This is a genomic window from Ramlibacter ginsenosidimutans, assembly GCF_016654015.1.
Classification (GTDB): Bacteria; Pseudomonadota; Gammaproteobacteria; order Burkholderiales; family Burkholderiaceae_C; genus Ramlibacter; species Ramlibacter ginsenosidimutans.
On sequence record NZ_JAEPWM010000004.1, the window covers coordinates 115,470 to 130,391 of the forward strand.

The 14,922-nt window shown below is 70.6% G+C and carries 14 protein-coding genes; 6 read left to right on the forward strand and 8 right to left on the reverse strand.

The window, feature by feature from the left end; translation table 11 throughout:
• The first annotated feature begins 289 nt into the window (after positions 1–289).
• The gene (locus JJB11_RS11690; protein ID WP_201964782.1) at positions 290–2,242 is read left to right on the forward strand and encodes an ABC transporter ATP-binding protein; all 1,953 of its coding nucleotides are present in this window, start codon (positions 290–292) and stop codon (positions 2,240–2,242) included.
• Between the two features lie 151 nt (positions 2,243–2,393).
• Here the strand turns inward: JJB11_RS11690 and JJB11_RS11695 are convergent, their stop codons facing one another.
• The 4 genes from JJB11_RS11695 to JJB11_RS11710 all read right to left on the reverse strand — a co-directional run bounded on the left by JJB11_RS11695 (position 2,394) and on the right by JJB11_RS11710 (position 5,236).
• On the reverse strand, positions 2,394–3,038 hold the full coding sequence (locus JJB11_RS11695) for an NrsF family protein (RefSeq protein WP_201170863.1): 645 nt from the start codon (positions 3,036–3,038) through the stop codon (positions 2,394–2,396).
• Entirely contained in the window at positions 3,035–3,589 is a 555-nt protein-coding gene (locus JJB11_RS11700; protein ID WP_201170866.1) for a sigma-70 family RNA polymerase sigma factor, read from the reverse strand. Before JJB11_RS11700 ends, JJB11_RS11695 begins: the two co-directional genes overlap by 4 nt.
• Before the next feature lie 89 nt (positions 3,590–3,678).
• Positions 3,679–4,119 (reverse strand): DUF7673 family protein, encoded by a 441-nt coding sequence (locus tag JJB11_RS11705; protein ID WP_201170869.1) that lies wholly within the window; start codon positions 4,117–4,119, stop codon positions 3,679–3,681.
• A gap of 100 nt (positions 4,120–4,219) precedes the next feature.
• Positions 4,220–5,236: a cation diffusion facilitator family transporter gene (locus tag JJB11_RS11710; RefSeq protein ID WP_201170871.1), complete on the reverse strand. Its 1,017-nt coding sequence runs from the start codon at positions 5,234–5,236 to the stop codon at positions 4,220–4,222.
• Positions 5,237–5,701: 465 nt separating this feature from the next.
• On the opposite strand from JJB11_RS11710, the gene JJB11_RS11715 reads away from it, so the two are divergent.
• Positions 5,702–6,100 carry a response regulator gene (locus JJB11_RS11715; protein ID WP_201170873.1) on the forward strand — a complete coding sequence of 133 codons (399 nt, stop codon included), beginning with the start codon at positions 5,702–5,704 and terminating at the stop codon, positions 6,098–6,100.
• A 7-nt stretch (positions 6,101–6,107) separates the two neighbouring features.
• On the opposite strand, the gene JJB11_RS11720 is transcribed toward JJB11_RS11715, so the two are convergent.
• From JJB11_RS11720 to JJB11_RS11730, 3 genes are read right to left on the reverse strand one after another with little or no spacing between them, the layout of a single operon-like run.
• Entirely contained in the window at positions 6,108–6,920 is an 813-nt protein-coding gene (locus JJB11_RS11720) for an ABC transporter substrate-binding protein (protein WP_201170877.1), read from the reverse strand.
• Positions 6,917–7,615 carry an ABC transporter ATP-binding protein gene (locus JJB11_RS11725; RefSeq protein WP_201170879.1) on the reverse strand — a complete coding sequence of 233 codons (699 nt, stop codon included), beginning with the start codon at positions 7,613–7,615 and terminating at the stop codon, positions 6,917–6,919. The genes JJB11_RS11720 and JJB11_RS11725 overlap by 4 nt, the downstream gene beginning before the upstream one ends.
• Positions 7,615–8,343, reverse strand: a complete 729-nt coding sequence (locus JJB11_RS11730) for an ABC transporter permease (RefSeq protein WP_201170881.1) — start codon at positions 8,341–8,343, stop codon at positions 7,615–7,617. Before JJB11_RS11730 ends, JJB11_RS11725 begins: the two co-directional genes overlap by 1 nt.
• Before the next feature lie 225 nt (positions 8,344–8,568).
• Here JJB11_RS11730 and JJB11_RS11735 point away from each other — a divergent pair, with 225 nt between their 5' ends.
• On the forward strand, positions 8,569–9,681 hold the full coding sequence (locus JJB11_RS11735) for a substrate-binding domain-containing protein (protein WP_201170883.1): 1,113 nt from the start codon (positions 8,569–8,571) through the stop codon (positions 9,679–9,681).
• Here the strand turns inward: JJB11_RS11735 and JJB11_RS11740 are convergent.
• Positions 9,662–10,912, reverse strand: coding sequence for an SUMF1/EgtB/PvdO family nonheme iron enzyme (locus JJB11_RS11740; RefSeq protein WP_201964783.1), 1,251 nt, complete (start codon positions 10,910–10,912; stop codon positions 9,662–9,664). The genes JJB11_RS11735 and JJB11_RS11740 overlap by 20 nt on opposite strands.
• Before the next feature lie 155 nt (positions 10,913–11,067).
• Between JJB11_RS11740 and JJB11_RS11745 the strand changes: the two genes are divergently transcribed.
• The 3 genes from JJB11_RS11745 to JJB11_RS11755 are packed head-to-tail and all read left to right on the forward strand — an operon-like array spanning position 11,068 to position 14,793.
• Positions 11,068–11,664 (forward strand): TRAP transporter small permease subunit, encoded by a 597-nt coding sequence (locus tag JJB11_RS11745; protein WP_201170886.1) that lies wholly within the window; start codon positions 11,068–11,070, stop codon positions 11,662–11,664.
• 24 nt (positions 11,665–11,688) lie between these two features.
• A complete protein-coding gene (locus JJB11_RS11750; RefSeq protein WP_201170887.1) occupies positions 11,689–13,482 on the forward strand; it encodes a TRAP transporter large permease in 1,794 nt (597 codons plus the stop codon).
• Between the two features lie 57 nt (positions 13,483–13,539).
• Positions 13,540–14,793 carry a putative Na+/H+ antiporter gene (locus JJB11_RS11755; RefSeq protein ID WP_201964784.1) on the forward strand — a complete coding sequence of 418 codons (1,254 nt, stop codon included), beginning with the start codon at positions 13,540–13,542 and terminating at the stop codon, positions 14,791–14,793.
• The last annotated feature ends 129 nt before the right edge of the window (positions 14,794–14,922 follow it).

Here is a 14,922-nt window from a genome sequence, read left to right on the forward strand (position 1 = left end):
TCTTCCGGTTTTCCTTTGCGTCCTCTGCGTAACCTCTGCGTTCTACTTGCCCGCCCCCCCGCGATCCACCGATGCGGCCGCGATCGCCGCACTCCCCAGCGCGAGCCCATGCTCGCCAGCAGGACCAGCACTAGCCTGAACCGAAGGCCGCGCGGGCGGGGCGTCCGTGCGAAATTTACGGGCTGGCGCCGATTCCTTCGCAGAGCTGACAAGGCGGCGGGCACCAGCCCTCGGCCAGTCAACTCCCGGGCCTGCTCATCCGTTGGCAAGCCTTGTGACACGCGCCTCCTTGCCCCACCTGTTGAATGCGCAGTCGCGCGAGCCTGCCGCCCGGTCGGGCGAGCGCGCGCCGCTGGCGACCCCCATGCGCGACGCGCACACCGTGCTGCACCGGGCCCTGCCCTGGCTGCGCGGCTTCGAGCGGCCGATCGCCAAGGTCGTGGCGCTCGCGCTGGTGCTGGCGGCCGTCAGCGCCGCGGCGCCGCTCGCGGTCATGCGCCTGGTGGACGTGCTGACCAAGGTCGCGACGACGGCGCCGGGGCGGCTGCGGCCCGACACCGGCCTGACCATCCTGGTCGCGCTCGGCCTCGTCGCCGGCGCGGAACTCGCGAACGTCTGGCTGGCGCGCCTGCTGGCCGCGCGCAGCTGGCGCGTGCGCCTGGACATGGACTTCGCGCTGCGCCAGCGCGTCACCTCGAAGCTGCACGAGCTGCCCCTCACCTGGCACCAGCAGCACACGGTGGGCGGTACGGTGAGCCGGGTCAACACGTCCATCAACGGCTTCGTCTCCGCCATCGGCGACCTCGCGTTCAACGCCCTGCCCGCCATCGCCTACCTGGGGCTGGCGGTCGCCGCCCTGCTGGAGCTGGACTGGCGGCTCGCGCTCGCGGTCTGCGTGTTCGCACCGCTACCGGCCGTGATCGGCATGCGGGCTGCGCGCGAGCAGACGCAGCGCGATCGCGTACTGCTGGACCACTGGACGGCGACCTTCGGCCGCTGGTCCGAGGTGCTCTCCGGCATCCGTACCGTCAAGGGCTTCGCCATGGAGCACGCGGAGCAGCAGCGCTTCCTGGACGCCGTGGCCAAGGGCAACGAGCGCGTCACGCAAGGCGCCCGCCGCGATGCCCGCACGGGTTCGCTGCAAGGCCTCTCGGCCGCGGCCGCGCGCCTGTCCGTCGCGACCCTGGGCGCCTGGCTCGTGCTGCGTGGCCACGGCACCGTGGGCACGCTGGTCGCCGCGCTGCAGTACGTGGGCGGCCTGTTCGGTCCGATCCAGGGCCTCACGAACGTGTATGCCACGGTGCGCCGCGCGGGCGTGTCGCTGGAGACCGTGGCGTCCATCCTCGATGCGCCCGACCCGGTCGCGGACCGGCCGGATGCGCAGGAGCTCGCCGTCACGGCGGGCGGCGTCACCTTCGAGCACGTCTCCTTCGGCTACACGGAAGGCCGCCCGGTGCTGCGCGACATCTCGCTGACCGTGCAGCCCGGCGAGACCGTGGCCCTGGTCGGCCCGAGCGGCTGCGGCAAGACGACGCTGGTGTCGCTGCTGGAGCGCCTGCATGCGCCCACGGCCGGGCGCATCCTGGTCGACGGCGTCGACATCGCCCATTGCACGCGCCAGTCGCTGCGCCGCCAGGTCGGCACCGTGATGCAGGACGTGCACCTGTTCAACGACACGATCCTCGCGAACATCAGCTACGGCACGCCCGGCGCCACCCGCGACCAGGCCGAAGCCGCAGCACGCGCGGCGAACGCGCACGAGTTCATTGCGAAGCTGCCGCAGGGCTACGACACGGTCGTGGGCGAGCGCGGCGCCGGCCTGTCCGGCGGCCAGAAGCAGCGCATCGCGATCGCGCGCGCGCTGCTGAAGAATCCGCCGATCCTCGTGCTCGACGAAGCGACGAGCGCCCTGGACAACGAGAGCGAAGCCCTGGTGCAGGCGGCCCTGGACCGCCTCACGCGCGACCGCACCACGCTGGTGGTGGCGCACCGTCTCTCCACCGTCATGGACGCCGACCGCATCGTCGTGCTGCGCGGCGGCCGGGTCGACGCGATCGGCACGCACCAGGAGTTGCTGGCGCAAGGCGGTTACTACGCGCGCCTGTTCGCGCGGCACACGCGCAGCGGCGGACACGCGTCGGGCTTGGCCATGCTCGACGATGCGCCGGAAGCCGCGGACCCGGCCGACGCACCGACGCGCCAGATCTCGCGTCCGCGTCCACGCCGCCGCCTGGCCGCCTGAGCGCCGCGCCTTCAAACTCCCTCCCCCTCCGGGGGAGGGTTGGGGTGGGGGCGCCCGGCGGACCGCGATACCAGCGCCGCATGCCCTCACCCCGACCCTCTCCCAGGGGGAGAGGGAGGAAAACCGGGTGCTGCTGCGCGCTAACGCCCGTTCACCACCGCAACAGCCAGCGCCCCAGCGCCGCCCCTGCGATCACCGGGATCGCCATGCCCAGCACGTACCAGACGGCCAGGAAGGGCGCGGCCAGTTCGGGACAGTGCAGCGCGTACACCGCGGCGCCGGCGCCGGCGGCCAGCGCACCCGCCGCCGCACCGGCCAGAGTGGGTCGCGTGGGCGCGAGCCGGCGCAGCGCGAGCACGGAGGCCGCGAACACCGGCAAGGCCATGGCCGTGATGTTCAGGGCGCAGGTGCGCCAGGTGCGGCCCCACAGCAGCGCGGGCTGTTCGGCCGGCGTCGCGCCGGCCCAGGTGATCGCGGCCAGGATCCACACCAGCAGCACCGGCACCACCACGCCCAGCCAGGCGCGCCGCACCGGCACGCCCGGGCGCGCCAGCCGCTCGGTCGCGACGAAGCCGGCGATGGCGATGGCCGCCGGCATCAGTACCTTGAACAGCGCCATCGGCTCGTGCACGAGGCTGGACGCGAGTCCCGGCCGCAGGCCGTAGCCCGCGAGCATGAGCGCGACGGAAAAGGGCAACCCCGCGAGCACCGCCAGGGCCAGCGTGCGGCGCGCCGCATGGGGACGCACCGGCTGTGCGTCGGCGGCCAGCAGCGCGACGAGCTCGTCGGTCTTCATGCGGCCGGGCGTCCGAGCTTGGCCGCCAGCGCCTTCAGGCCGCGGTGGATGCCGACCTTCACGGCCGACTCCGACATGCCGGTCAGCTGCGCGGTCTCGGCGACCGAGCGTCCTTCCAGCTTGACGTGCACGATCGGCAGGCGATGGCGGTCGGGCAAGGTGTCCAGCAGCCCGGCGAGGTCGCGGCGCGCGTCACCGGCTTCCTCCAGCGACGCGGCAAACACCGGGAGGTCGTCGTCCAGCGGCTCGTGCAGGTCTTCGCGTGCCGCCTTGGCGCGCAGCAGGTCGATCATCTTGTAGCGGGCGATCGCATGCACCCAGGCGGTCAGCGGCTGCTCGGGCTGGTAGGTGTGGCGCTGGTTGTGCATCGCGAGCAGGCACTCCTGGACGAGGTCTTCCACTTCATCGGGCCAGCCGAACAGCCGGCGTCGCAGGTAGGCGCGCAGGTGCGCGCCCAGCCGGCGCAGGAAGGCGTGGTACGCCGCCGCGTCGCCGGCCTGGCCGCGCACGAACAGGCCGTGCAGTTCTGCCTCGACGTCGCTCGTGGCCATCCTTCGTGGAGTGATTCGGACGAAAGCCCGTCCCGGTTACAGCGGGCCGAAAATAAAGTCAGCCCCGGCGATGGAGCCGGTTCCGGCCCTCACACGCTGGCGCCGGTCCAGTCCCTCAGCGCACGCGTCACCCGGCGCGGGCCGCCTTCGACGTGTTCCACCAGGTTCAGGCGACCGTAGCGGAAGGCATCGAGCACGGCCACCATGTCGTCGCCGACGGACTGCTCCAGGCCGCGCAGGGTGGCCAGCGCGAGCGGCTTGTTGTTCCAGACGGCCGCGATGAAGGCCAGGATGTCGCGCCGGTGGCGCGGGTCGCGGCCCTCCACCCGGCGCAGCAGCCGGTCGAGGGCGGCCAGCCCCAGCTCGGTGGCCTGGTGGGCGCTGATCTCCTCGCCCAGCATGCGGGCCCGTTCGAACAGCGTGCCCTCGTGGTCGATGCGCAGGCCATCGGCGCTGCCGCAGACCAGTTGCACGCGGTCGATGCGATCCAGGTTGGCCTGGTGCCGGCGTTCGCGTTCCGACTTGCCCATACGCGTCCCCTTGGCGCGGCGCCCTGCCGCTGTGCTCCTTGTACTGCAGCGCGGCCGCGGCGTTAAGGGGAAGTTCCCGGTTCGGGCCGCCCCGTCGCGCTCACACGACGTGCTGGGGCGCCAGGGCGCAGGCGGCGCCGGTGCTGGCCACCTCGATCTGCAGGGTGGCGTGGTGGATCGCGAAGTGCTGCGACAGCCGCTGGCAGGCGTCGTGCAGGAAGGCGTCGCCGGGGTGGCCGGCGGGGATCACCAGGTGCGCCGTCAAGGCATTCTCCGAGGTGCTCATCGCCCAGATGTGCAGGTCGTGCACCTCGGTGACGCCGGGCAAGGCGCCCAGCCAGTCGCGCACCTCGCCCGTGCGGATGCCGGCCGGCACCGCCTGCAAGGCCAGGCGCAGGGACTGGCGCAGCAGGTCCCAGGAGCTCCAGAGGATCACCGCCGACACGGCCAGCGTGAGCGCCGGGTCGAGCCAGTTCCAGCCGGTGAACATCACGGCCGCGCCGGCGATCGCGACCGCCAGCGACACGGCCGCATCGGCCGCCATGTGCAGGTAGACGCCGCGGATGTTGAGGTCGTCGCGGCCGCCCATGAAGAGCCAGGCCGTCACGCCATTCACGACGACGCCGGCCAGGGCCACCCAGATCACGATGACGCCGTCCACCGTGCCGGGGTGAGGCAGGCGCCGCAGCGCCTCCCAGCCGAGGGCGCCGGTCACGAGCACCAGGGCCCCGGCATTCATCAATGCGGCGAGGATGGAACTGCCGCGCAAGCCATAGGTGAATCGCTCGCTGGGCGGTCGGCGCGCCAGTCCGGCCGCGCCCCAGGCCAGCAGCAGCGCCAGCACGTCGCCGAAGTTGTGGACCGCGTCCGCGATCAGGGCGAGCGAATGCGCCAGCGCGCCGAACGTCCATTCGGCGATCACGAATCCGATGTTCAGCACGCAGCCGATCGCGAAAGCGCGGCCGAAGGAGGCGGGCGCGTGCGCGTGCGAGTGGCCCAGGCCGTGGCCATGGCCATGGCCGTGGTCATGGCCACGGCCACGGCCGTGGTCATGGCCGTGGTCATGGCCGTGGTCTTGGCCGTGTGCGTGCCCGTCGTGGTCGTGTCCTGCCGTCATGCCGCCATTGGACACCAAGCGGGCACGTTCCCTTGCGGGCTGGCGGCGTTGCCGTCCATGAGACGAGTGGGCGACCGGGCAATGGAACGCAGAGTGCGCAGAGGTGACGCAGAGGACGCAGAGAAGACCTTCGCAGAGAAAACCTTGAAAGGATGTTCCTCTGCGCGCTCTGCGTCACCTTTGCGTCCTCTGCGTTCTCCTGCTGGAGAGCCCACCCCGGCTGCCAACGCGCGCCCCCGTCGTACCCGCTGAGCCTTCGTCCTACTGGCCCGCTGCGGCAGCGCCGGTAGAGTCCCGTCCCATGCGTCGTGCTGGTACACGTCTCCGTCGCCTGGCCGCATACGTGACGCCAGCAGGGGTGGTTGTGACGGCGCGGCGACGTCGCCCGGATTTGCGCTGCATCAAGCGGCCGTCCGGACCGCCTGCCACCATGGCACGCACTGCCGCAGGACCCGCTTCGCCTCGATGAACCCGCCCTCTCCACAGCCTGCCGGGAACGCGCCGCTGGTGCTGGTCGTCGACGACCAGCCCGAGAGCGCGCGGCACGTCGCCGAAGTGCTGGAGCTGGTGGGCTACCGCACGCTGCTCGCATTCGACGGGGAAGCCGCGGTGTCGCTGTGCCTGGAGCACCAGCCGGCGGCCGTGATCCTGGACCTGCACATGCCCGTCATGGGCGGTCTGGTGGCGTGCACGCACATCCGCCGCCAGCCGGACGGCTCGAAGATGCGCCTGATCGCACTCACCGGTTCGACCTCCGCCGAGTCCCGCGTCGCCGCGGAACTGGCGGGCTTCGACCATTTCCTGGCCAAGCCGCTCATGACCGCGACGCTGCTGCGCGTGCTGCCGCCCTTGCCCGGGGCCTGAGCCCGCCTCAGTTCTCCGTGCCGGCGTTCGGGAAGAACAGCTGCTGGCCGTTGATGCGGTAGCTCGCGATCACCTGCTGGCCGGCGGGCGAGGTGACCCAGTCGATGAACTTCTGCGCTTCCGCCACCTTCACGTGCGGGAACTTCTGCGGGCTCACCAGCATCACGCCGTACTGGTTGAACAGGCGCTTGTCGCCCTGCACGAGGATGTCGAGGTCGCCGCGGTTCTTGAAGCTGAGCCAGGTGCCGCGGTCGGTGAGCACGTAGGCATTGCTGGACGCGCCGATGTTCAGCGCCGGTCCCATGCCGCAGCCGCATTGCTTGTAGCCGCTGCCGCGGCTGGCCAGGCCCGACTGCGCCCAGAAACGCTTTTCGGCCGCGTCGGTCCCGCTCTTGTCGCCGCGCGAGATGAAGGGCGCGTTGGCCGCCGCGATCTTCTTCAGGGCCGCGACGATGTCGTTGCCCTTCACCCCTGCCGGATCGGACTTCGGGCCCACCAGCACGAAGTCGTTGTACATGACGGGGTAGCGGTGCGGCGCATAGCCCTCGGCGACGTACTTCTGCTCCGCCGCGCGGTCGTGCACGAACAGCACGTCCGCGTCGCCGCGCCTGGCCATGTCGATCGCCTGCCCGGTGCCGACCGCCACCACCTTCACCGTGATGCCGGTGGCTTTGGTGAACGCGGGCAGCAGGTGCGAGAACAGCCCGGACTGCTCGGTGGACGTGGTCGATGCCATGACCATCGTGTCCTCGGCGCGGGCCGCCGTGGCAGCGGCGAATCCGAGCAGCGCGATGCAGGCGATGCGGCGGGTGAACTTCATCCCAACTCTCCTCTGACGAACAACTCGGCCTCGCGCGACGTCTGTCCCAACGGGCCATCGAAAAATGCCGACTGCGAAAGGTCCGCGAGCACGCGGCCTTCCTGCAGGTACACGACGCGGCTGGCCAGGCGCTTCACCTGGCCCAGGTTGTGGCTGGCGAACACCAGGGTGGTGCCGCCGGCGGCGAACTCCGCCATCAGGCGTTCGACCTCGCGCTTGGCATGCGGGTCGAGAGCGGAGGTGGGCTCGTCGAGCAGCAGCACGTGCGGGTCGAGCGCCCAGGCACGGGCGAGCGCGAGCCGCTGCAGCTCGCCACCGGAGAGCGTGCGCGCATTGCGCAGCGCGCGGGCGCCGAGCTCCACGCGCTCCAGCGCACGCATCGCATCGAGCCGGGCCTGCCGCCAGGGCGTCCCGCGCAGCCACAGCCCCAGCGCCACGTTCGCCAGCGCCGAGGCCCGCAGCGCGAACGGCCGCTGGAACACCATCGCCTGGCGCATGGCGCCGTCGCGCAGCACCGTGCCGGCGCTCGGCGCCAGCAGGCCGTGCAGCACGCGCAGCAGGGAGCTCTTGCCGCTGCCATTCGGGCCGACCAGCGCGACGCGCTCGCCCGGCGCGATGCGCAGGTCCACGCCGCGCAAGGCCGCCACGGTGCCGTAGCGCAGGTCGACGCCCTTCAGCTGCACCCAGGCACTCATCAGCTGGCTCCCGCCAGCACCACGCCTTCGGCGTGCGCGCCGCGCCAGCGCGAGACCAGGGAGATCGCGGCGTTGAGCGCCAGAACGACCGCGAGCAGCAGCACGCCGAGCGCGAGCGCCAGCGGCAGGTCGCCCTTGCTGGTCTCCAGCGCGATGGCGGTGGTCATCACGCGCGTGAACCCGTCGATGTTGCCGCCGACGATCATCACTGCTCCGACCTCGGAGATGGCCCGGCCGAAGCTCGCGAGGATCACGGTGAGCAGCGCGAAGCGCTCGTCCCACGCGAGCAGCAGGCTGCGCAGCGGCCCGTGCGCGCCGAGCGAGGCCAGCTGCTCGCCGTTGGCGCGGTCGGCGTCTTCCACCACCTGGCGCGTCAGCGCGGCCGCCACCGGCAACACGAGCAGCGACTGCGCCAGCACCATGGCCTTGAACGAGAACAGCCAGCCGAGCGAGCCCAGCGGCCCGCTGCGCGAGAGCAGCAGGTAGACGACGAGACCGACCACCACTGAGGGCACGGCCAGGAAGGTGTTGAGCACCGTCAGCAGCGCGTCGCGTCCGGGGAAGCGGACCACCGCGAACCATGCCCCCAGGCCGATGCCGACGACGCACGCGATCGCGCAGGCCGTGCCGCTCACCGCGAGCGAACGCGCGACGATGGACAGCAGGACGGGATCCGCATCGAGGACGAGGCGTGCCGCCTGCCCGAGGCTCTCCTGGAACGTGTTCATGGGGCCGCCATGCTACTGGCATCCGCGGCGGGAGACAGGCGGGGCTTGCGAGCTATGAACGCAGGTGCATAGCACCGGGCGTGCGCGGGGGTTCCGTCACACGTAGGCTGGTGGTGAGCGAAGCGAACCCCAGCGCTGCGCGCATCGCTGGGGTTCCTGCGTCACCCCAGCCTACGATCCATTGCCCCTGCCCAGGTGACGCTCGCGTGCCCGCATACTCGCGTCATGCGCAAGGTGGAACTCTCGTACGAATTCGGCGCGCGGCGCCAGGACGGCTGGGTCCGCAACGCGCTGATCGACCTGCTGCATGCCGTGCAGGAACAAGGTTCCATCGCCGCGGCCGCCAGGGTGCTCGGCCTCTCCTATCGCCACGTCTGGGGCGAACTGCGGCGCTGGGAAGAACAGCTGGGGCATCCGCTGCTGCTGTGGGAGAAGGGCCAGCGCGCGCGGCTCGCGCCCTTCGGCGAAAAGCTGCTGTGGGCCGAGCGGCAGGCGCAGGCGCGGCTCGCGCCGCAGATCGAGTCCCTGCGCGCGGACCTCGAGCGCGCGTTCGCGGTGGCGTTCGACGACAAGGCCCTGGTGCTCACGCTGTTCGCGAGCCACGATGACGGCCTCTCGCTGCTCCGCGACGTCGCCGTGCAGCAGGCCCAACTGCACCTGGACGTGCATTTCCTCGGCAGCGTGGACGCGATCGCCGCGCTCAATGCGGGACGCTGCACGCTGGCCGGCTTCCACAGCTCGCAGCAGCCCGGGCTGGGCAGCTTCACGCAGCGGGCCTACCAGCCGCTGCTGCAACCGGGGCAGCACAAGCTGATCGGGTTCGCCGAGCGCAGCCAGGGCCTGATGGTGGCGCCGGGCAACCCGATGCGGCTGCACTCCCTGCGCGACGTCGTGCGCTGGCGCGCCCGCTTCGTGAACCGGCCGGCAGGCACCGGCACCCGCCTGCTGTTCGACGAGCTGCTCGCGCGCGACGAGCTCAGCCCCGGGGAGGTCGCGGGCTACGAGCGCGAGGAGCCTTCGCATGCGGCCGTGGCGCAGGCGGTGGCCTCGGGCAGCGCGGATGCGGGCCTCGGCATCGAAGCCGCGGCGCGCGCCCGGGGGCTCGCGTTCGAGCCCCTCCTGCGCGAGCACTACTACCTGGTGTGCCTGAAGGACGCGCTCGACCAGCCGCCGGTCGCGGCGCTGCGCCGGGTGCTCCAGTCGGCGCCGTGGCAGGAGGCGCTCGCCTCCTTGCCGGGCTACGCGCCGTGGCGCTGCGGCGAGGTCCTCAGCCTGAAGGCGGAGCTGCCCTGGTGGCAGTTGCCGCCCAAGCGCAAGCTCACGGCGCGCAGGTCCTGAAGCCGAAGAAGCCGTCGTCGCGCCCCGGCAGGGCCCAGGCCCGCGCGCGCACATGGCGCAGCCGCGCACGGGTGGCGAACGAGGCGCCGCGCAGCACGCGCGCCGCGCCGAACATCGTCTCGGCATCGAGCTCCGCATGCGCCGCCCAGGCGTCCTGGCGGAAGCCCGCGAACGGCCGCAGCGTGCCGGCGGTCCATTCGCGCACCTCGCCCCAGCGCCAGCCGCGGCGCGCGGCCTGCACGGCGGCGATCTCCCATTCGGCTTCGGTGGGCAGGCGGCGTCCGGACCAGCGCGCCCACGCATCGGCCTCCCACCAGCTCACGTGCATCGCCACCTGCGTTGCGCCCATGCGCATCGGCTTGCCGAAGAAGCCCTGCATCACCGCGCCGCTGGCGATGCCGATCTGCTCCACGTGCCGCGGGCCGCGCCGGCCCTCGCGTTGCGCCTCGGCCTGCAGCCAGTCCCAGCCGCGCGGCTGCCACAGGTCCTGCCGGTCGTAGCCGCCGTCGTCGATGAACTCGACGTACTGCGCCCAGGTGACCGGCTGGGCGTCGATCTCGAACTCCGGCACCTGCACCGCCTCGTGCCCGCGCTCGATGTCGAGGGCGAAGCTGTGGTCGTCGGGCCAGCCGAGCGTCCATTTCGTCGCGGGCAGCGCCAGCGGCGCACGCGTCGCCATCCCCGGGGGCAGCTCGAGGCCGAGCGGGATGCCCAGCGTCTGCGCGATGGTCACGAGTTCCTCGCCGCGCAAGTCCTCGTGGAACAGCGCCATGCGGAAGAAGTACAGCGCCTCGTCCTCGTCGGGCGTGCGCTCCAGCAGTTCGAGCGTGGTCTCCACCGTGTCCAGCAGGTAGGCCCGGACCGCTTCCGCCTCCGGCAGCGCCAGCGACCAGCGCTCGGCATGCCCCACGAGGCGCGGGTCGAACCACTCGTCGGCCTGCGGTTCCACCGAGGCGAGCCGCACCGTGTCGGCGGGGCAGCGCGGGCCGAGCGCGCGCTGCGGGTTGCGCGCGATCCAGTACTCCGCAAGCCACGCAACGTGGCCTGCCAACCACAGCGGCGGCACGATCTCGGGCAGCACCGGGACCCGGAGCGACGCGCCGAGGGCGTGTTCGAAACGCGCGAGCAACTGCAGGGTGTAGTTGCGCGCGTCCATGAGGGCCAGGGACAGCTGCTCGCGCGTGGCGCGGCGCATGCCCGGGGTGTCGATGGCGGCGAAAGCGGCGGACATGGAGAGGTGTGCGGAAGTCCACCCGGTACAAACACCGATACGGGTCCAGCCCAGCGTCACGATGCTGTCAGGTTGGCCGGAGGGGCCTTCCTAGAATTTCCTTCTTACTACTCTACCTGACAATCGGGGCTCGCTCGGCCTTCGACGGAGACTCCATGCGCGCTTTGCTCAAACTATCCAGCGCCATCGACTGGCTGAACGGCCTGGTCGGCCGGTGGGTGATCTGGCTGATTCTCGGCTCCACCGTCATCAGCGGCATCAACGCCTCCGTGCGCAAGGCCTTCAACGTCTCGTCCAACGCCTACCTCGAAGTGCAGTGGTACCTGTTCGCCGCGGCCTTCCTGCTCGCCTCCGGCTACACGCTGCTCAATGGCGAGCACGTGAAGATCGACGTGCTGTATGGGCGGCTCTCGACCCGCACGCGCATGTGGATCGACGTGCTGGGCTTCGCCTTCTTCCTCACGCCGATGTGCGTGGTCGTGCTGATCTTCGGCGTGCCCTTCTTCCTGCAAGGCTTCCACTCCGGCGAGATGTCGTCCAACGCCGGCGGCCTGATCCGCTGGCCGGTCTACCTGATGATGCCCCTGGGCTTCGCGCTGCTGCTGCTGCAAGGCTGGTCGGAGTTGATCAAGCGCATCGCGTTCCTGCGCGGGCTGATCCCCGATCCCACGCTGAAGGTGCATGCGAAATCGGCGGAGGAGGAGCTCGCCGAGGAGATCCGCCGCCTGGCCGAAGCCAAGGCCAAGGCCTGATCCCCGCGGACGGAGACCACAACGATGATCCTGTTCCTCACGACCTACATCGCCCCGATCATGTTCGCGGGCCTGATCGTGTTCATGCTGCTCGGCTTCCCGGTGGCGTTCAGCCTGGGTGCCTGCGGCCTGTTCTTCGGCATCGTCGGTATCGAGCTGGGGATCCTGCCCGAGTCGCTGCTGCAGGCGCTGCCGCTGCGCATCTACGGCATCATGCAGAACGACACGCTGCTGGCCATTCCCTTCTTCACGCTGATGGGCCTCGTGCTGGAACGCAGCGGCATGGCGGAGGACCTGCTGGACACCATCGGCCAGCTGTTCGGGCCGGTGCGCGGCGGCCTGGCGATCGCCGTGGTCTTCGTGGGCGCCCTGCTCGCGGCCACCACCGGCGTCGTGGCGGCTTCGGTGATCTCCATGGGCCTGATCTCGCTGCCCATCATGCTGCGCTACGGCTACGACCGGCGCCTGGCCACCGGCGTCATTGCGGCCTCGGGCACGCTGGCGCAGATCATCCCGCCGTCGCTGGTGCTGATCGTGCTGGCCGACCAGCTGGGTCGCAGCGTCGGCGACATGTACAAGGGCGCCTTCATTCCGGGCTTCGCGCTGACGGGCATCTACGTCGCGTACGTGATCGGCTGCGCGATCTTCAAGCCCGCCTGGGCCCCGGCCCTGCCGATGGAGGCGCGCACCATCCGCGAGGACAACGGCAAGACCGGCAACGTCTCGCTGCTGGTGCTGGTGGCGATCTCCGCGGGCCTGGCGTTCTGGATGGGCGAGAACTGGTCGCGCATCGTCGCCTGGATGAACCACGCGGACACCGTCACGCCGGCGCCGACCGACGAGACCATCGTGGTGTCGCTCTGCGCGGGCGTCATGCTCGCCTTCATCATCGCGGTGATCAACAAGGTCACGCGCCTCGGGCTGCTGTCGAAGATGGCCGAGCGCGTCACCTTCGTGCTGATCCCGCCGCTGCTGCTGATCTTCCTGGTGCTGGGCACCATCTTCCTGGGCATCGCCACGCCCACCGAGGGCGGCGCCATGGGCGCGCTCGGCGCGCTGGTGATGGCGTTCGCCCGCCGGCGCCTGAGCTTCTCGCTGCTGAAGCAGGCGCTGAACACGACCACCAAGCTCTCCTGCTTCGTGGTGTTCATCCTGATCGGCTCCACCTTCTTCAGCCTCGTGTTCCAGGGCGTGGACGGCCCGCGCTGGGTCGAGCGGCTGCTCACCAGCCTGCCGGGCGGCCAGGTCGGCTTCCTGATCGTGGTGAACCTGCTGATCTTCTTCCTGGCCTTCTTCCTGGACTTCTTCGAGCTGTCCTTCATCGTGGTGCCGCTGATCGGCCCGGTGGCCGAGAAGCTGGGCATCGACCTGATCTGGTTCGGCGTGCTGCTGGGCGTGAACATGCAGACCTCGTTCATGCACCCGCCGTTCGGCTTTGCGCTGTTCTACCTGCGCAGCGTCGCGCCCGACAAGGAGTACGTGGACAAGCTCACGCGCAAGACCATCGCGGGCGTGAGCACGATGCAGATCTACTGGGGTGCGGTGCCCTTCGTGATCATCCAGATCATCATGGTCGGCCTGATCATCGCCTTCCCCAAGATCGTCTCGCGTGACGTGGAAAAGGCGGTGGACCTCGACAAGGTCAAGATCGAGATGCCCACCGACATGCCCAACTACGCGCCGGGCGCGGCGCCGGGCAGCAGCGACCCGTTCGCGCCGCCGTCCCCCGACGCGCAACCGGGTGCGCCGGCCTCGCCTTCGTCGAGCGACGACGAACAGAAGAAGATGGACGAACTCTTCGGAACGCAGAAGAAGTAGGAGCCGGCGACCACGACGAGGGGCCCTGCGGGGCCCTTCGTCTTCCAGGAGATCCCATTGCACAGCATCGAGATCGCCGCGGCCGTCCTGTTCGCCGTCGCCCTGCTCCACACCTTCGCCGCGCGGCAGCTGGTGCGGCTCGGGCACCGGTTCCCCCAGCACGAAGGGCTGTTCCACCTGCTGGGCGAAGTGGAGGTGGTGTTCGGCTTCTGGGCTATGGTGCTCGTGCTGGTGCTGACCGCGCTCACCAGCTGGCGCAGCGCGGTCGATTACGTCGAGACGCGCGAGTTCACCGAGCCCCTGTTCGTGTTCGTCATCATGGTGATCGCAGCGTCGCATCCCGTGCTGGTCACGCTGCGGGCCGCCGTGGACTGGCTGGCGCGCCTGTTGCCCGTGCAGCGCGAACTCGCCGTGGCCTGGGTCTGCCTGGCCGTGCTGCCGCTGCTCGGCTCCCTGGTCACGGAGCCGGCGGCGATGACGATGTCCGCCTTGCTGCTCGCCCCGCGCGTGTTCCGCATCGAGGTGGCGGAGCGGCACAAGTACCTCGCGCTCGGCGTGCTGTTCGTGAACGTCTCGATCGGCGGTGTACTCACCTCGTATGCCGCACCGCCGGTGCTGATGGTCGCGGGCACGTGGGACTGGGACTCGGCCTTCATGGCCTCGACTTTCGGCTGGAAGGCGGCGCTCGCGGTGCTGGTGAACGCGACGATCGCCTGCTGGTTCCTGCGCAACGCCCTGCGCGAGCTGCCGCCGGCCGCCACCCAGGACGACGGGCCGGCCGTGCCCGCCACGGTGCGGCTGGTGCACCTGGCATTCCTGGCCGCCGTGGTGCTCACGGCGCACCACCGGGTCGTCTTCTTCGCGCTGTTCCTGTTCTTCCTCGGCTTCACGACTGCGTATGCGCGCTTCCAGCGGCCGCTGCTGATCAAGGAGGCCTTGCTGGTGGCCTTCTTCCTCGCGGGCCTGGTGGTGCTGGGCGGAATGCAGGACTGGTGGCTGGAGCCGCTGGTCTCCGGCCTCGATGCGCAGTCGCTGTTCTTCGGCGCGCTCGCGCTGACGGCCGTGACCGACAACGCCGCCCTCACCTATCTCGGATCGCTCATCGAGGGGCTGTCGTCCGCAGCACGCTATGCACTGGTCGCCGGCGCGGTGGCGGGCGGCGGCCTGACCGTCATCGCCAACGCACCGAATCCGGCCGGCGTGGCCTTGCTGCGCAACGGCTTCCAGGACGCAACGGTCGGCGCGGGCGGGCTGTTGCTGGGCGCGCTGGGGCCGACGGCGATTGCGGCGCTGGCGTTTCTGGTGCTTTGATCAGGCAGTACAAACCAAACAACCGGACGCAGAGGACGCAGAGATCACGCAGAGGACGCAAAAGGAAAACCAACCTGCAAAGGAAAACCTTGAAAGGGTATTCTTTTGCGTCCTCTGCGAAACCTTTGC

Bases quoted from the DNA above. Each gene is read 5' to 3' on its own strand.
- JJB11_RS11745 (WP_201170886.1), top strand. From the start codon at position 11,068: ATGCGCGCTTTGCTCAAACTATCCAGCGCCATCGACTGGCTGAACGGC.
- JJB11_RS11710 (WP_201170871.1), bottom strand. From the start codon at position 5,236: ATGACGGCAGGACACGACCACGACGGGCACGCACACGGCCAAGACCAC.
- JJB11_RS11735 (WP_201170883.1), top strand. From the start codon at position 8,569: ATGCGCAAGGTGGAACTCTCGTACGAATTCGGCGCGCGGCGCCAGGAC.
- JJB11_RS11730 (WP_201170881.1), bottom strand. From the start codon at position 8,343: ATGAACACGTTCCAGGAGAGCCTCGGGCAGGCGGCACGCCTCGTCCTC.
- JJB11_RS11715 (WP_201170873.1), top strand. From the start codon at position 5,702: ATGAACCCGCCCTCTCCACAGCCTGCCGGGAACGCGCCGCTGGTGCTG.
- JJB11_RS11720 (WP_201170877.1), bottom strand. From the start codon at position 6,920: ATGAAGTTCACCCGCCGCATCGCCTGCATCGCGCTGCTCGGATTCGCC.
- JJB11_RS11705 (WP_201170869.1), bottom strand. From the start codon at position 4,119: ATGGGCAAGTCGGAACGCGAACGCCGGCACCAGGCCAACCTGGATCGC.
- JJB11_RS11725 (WP_201170879.1), bottom strand. From the start codon at position 7,615: ATGAGTGCCTGGGTGCAGCTGAAGGGCGTCGACCTGCGCTACGGCACC.
- JJB11_RS11700 (WP_201170866.1), bottom strand. From the start codon at position 3,589: ATGGCCACGAGCGACGTCGAGGCAGAACTGCACGGCCTGTTCGTGCGC.
- JJB11_RS11695 (WP_201170863.1), bottom strand. From the start codon at position 3,038: ATGAAGACCGACGAGCTCGTCGCGCTGCTGGCCGCCGACGCACAGCCG.
- JJB11_RS11750 (WP_201170887.1), top strand. From the start codon at position 11,689: ATGATCCTGTTCCTCACGACCTACATCGCCCCGATCATGTTCGCGGGC.
- JJB11_RS11740 (WP_201964783.1), bottom strand. From the start codon at position 10,912: ATGTCCGCCGCTTTCGCCGCCATCGACACCCCGGGCATGCGCCGCGCC.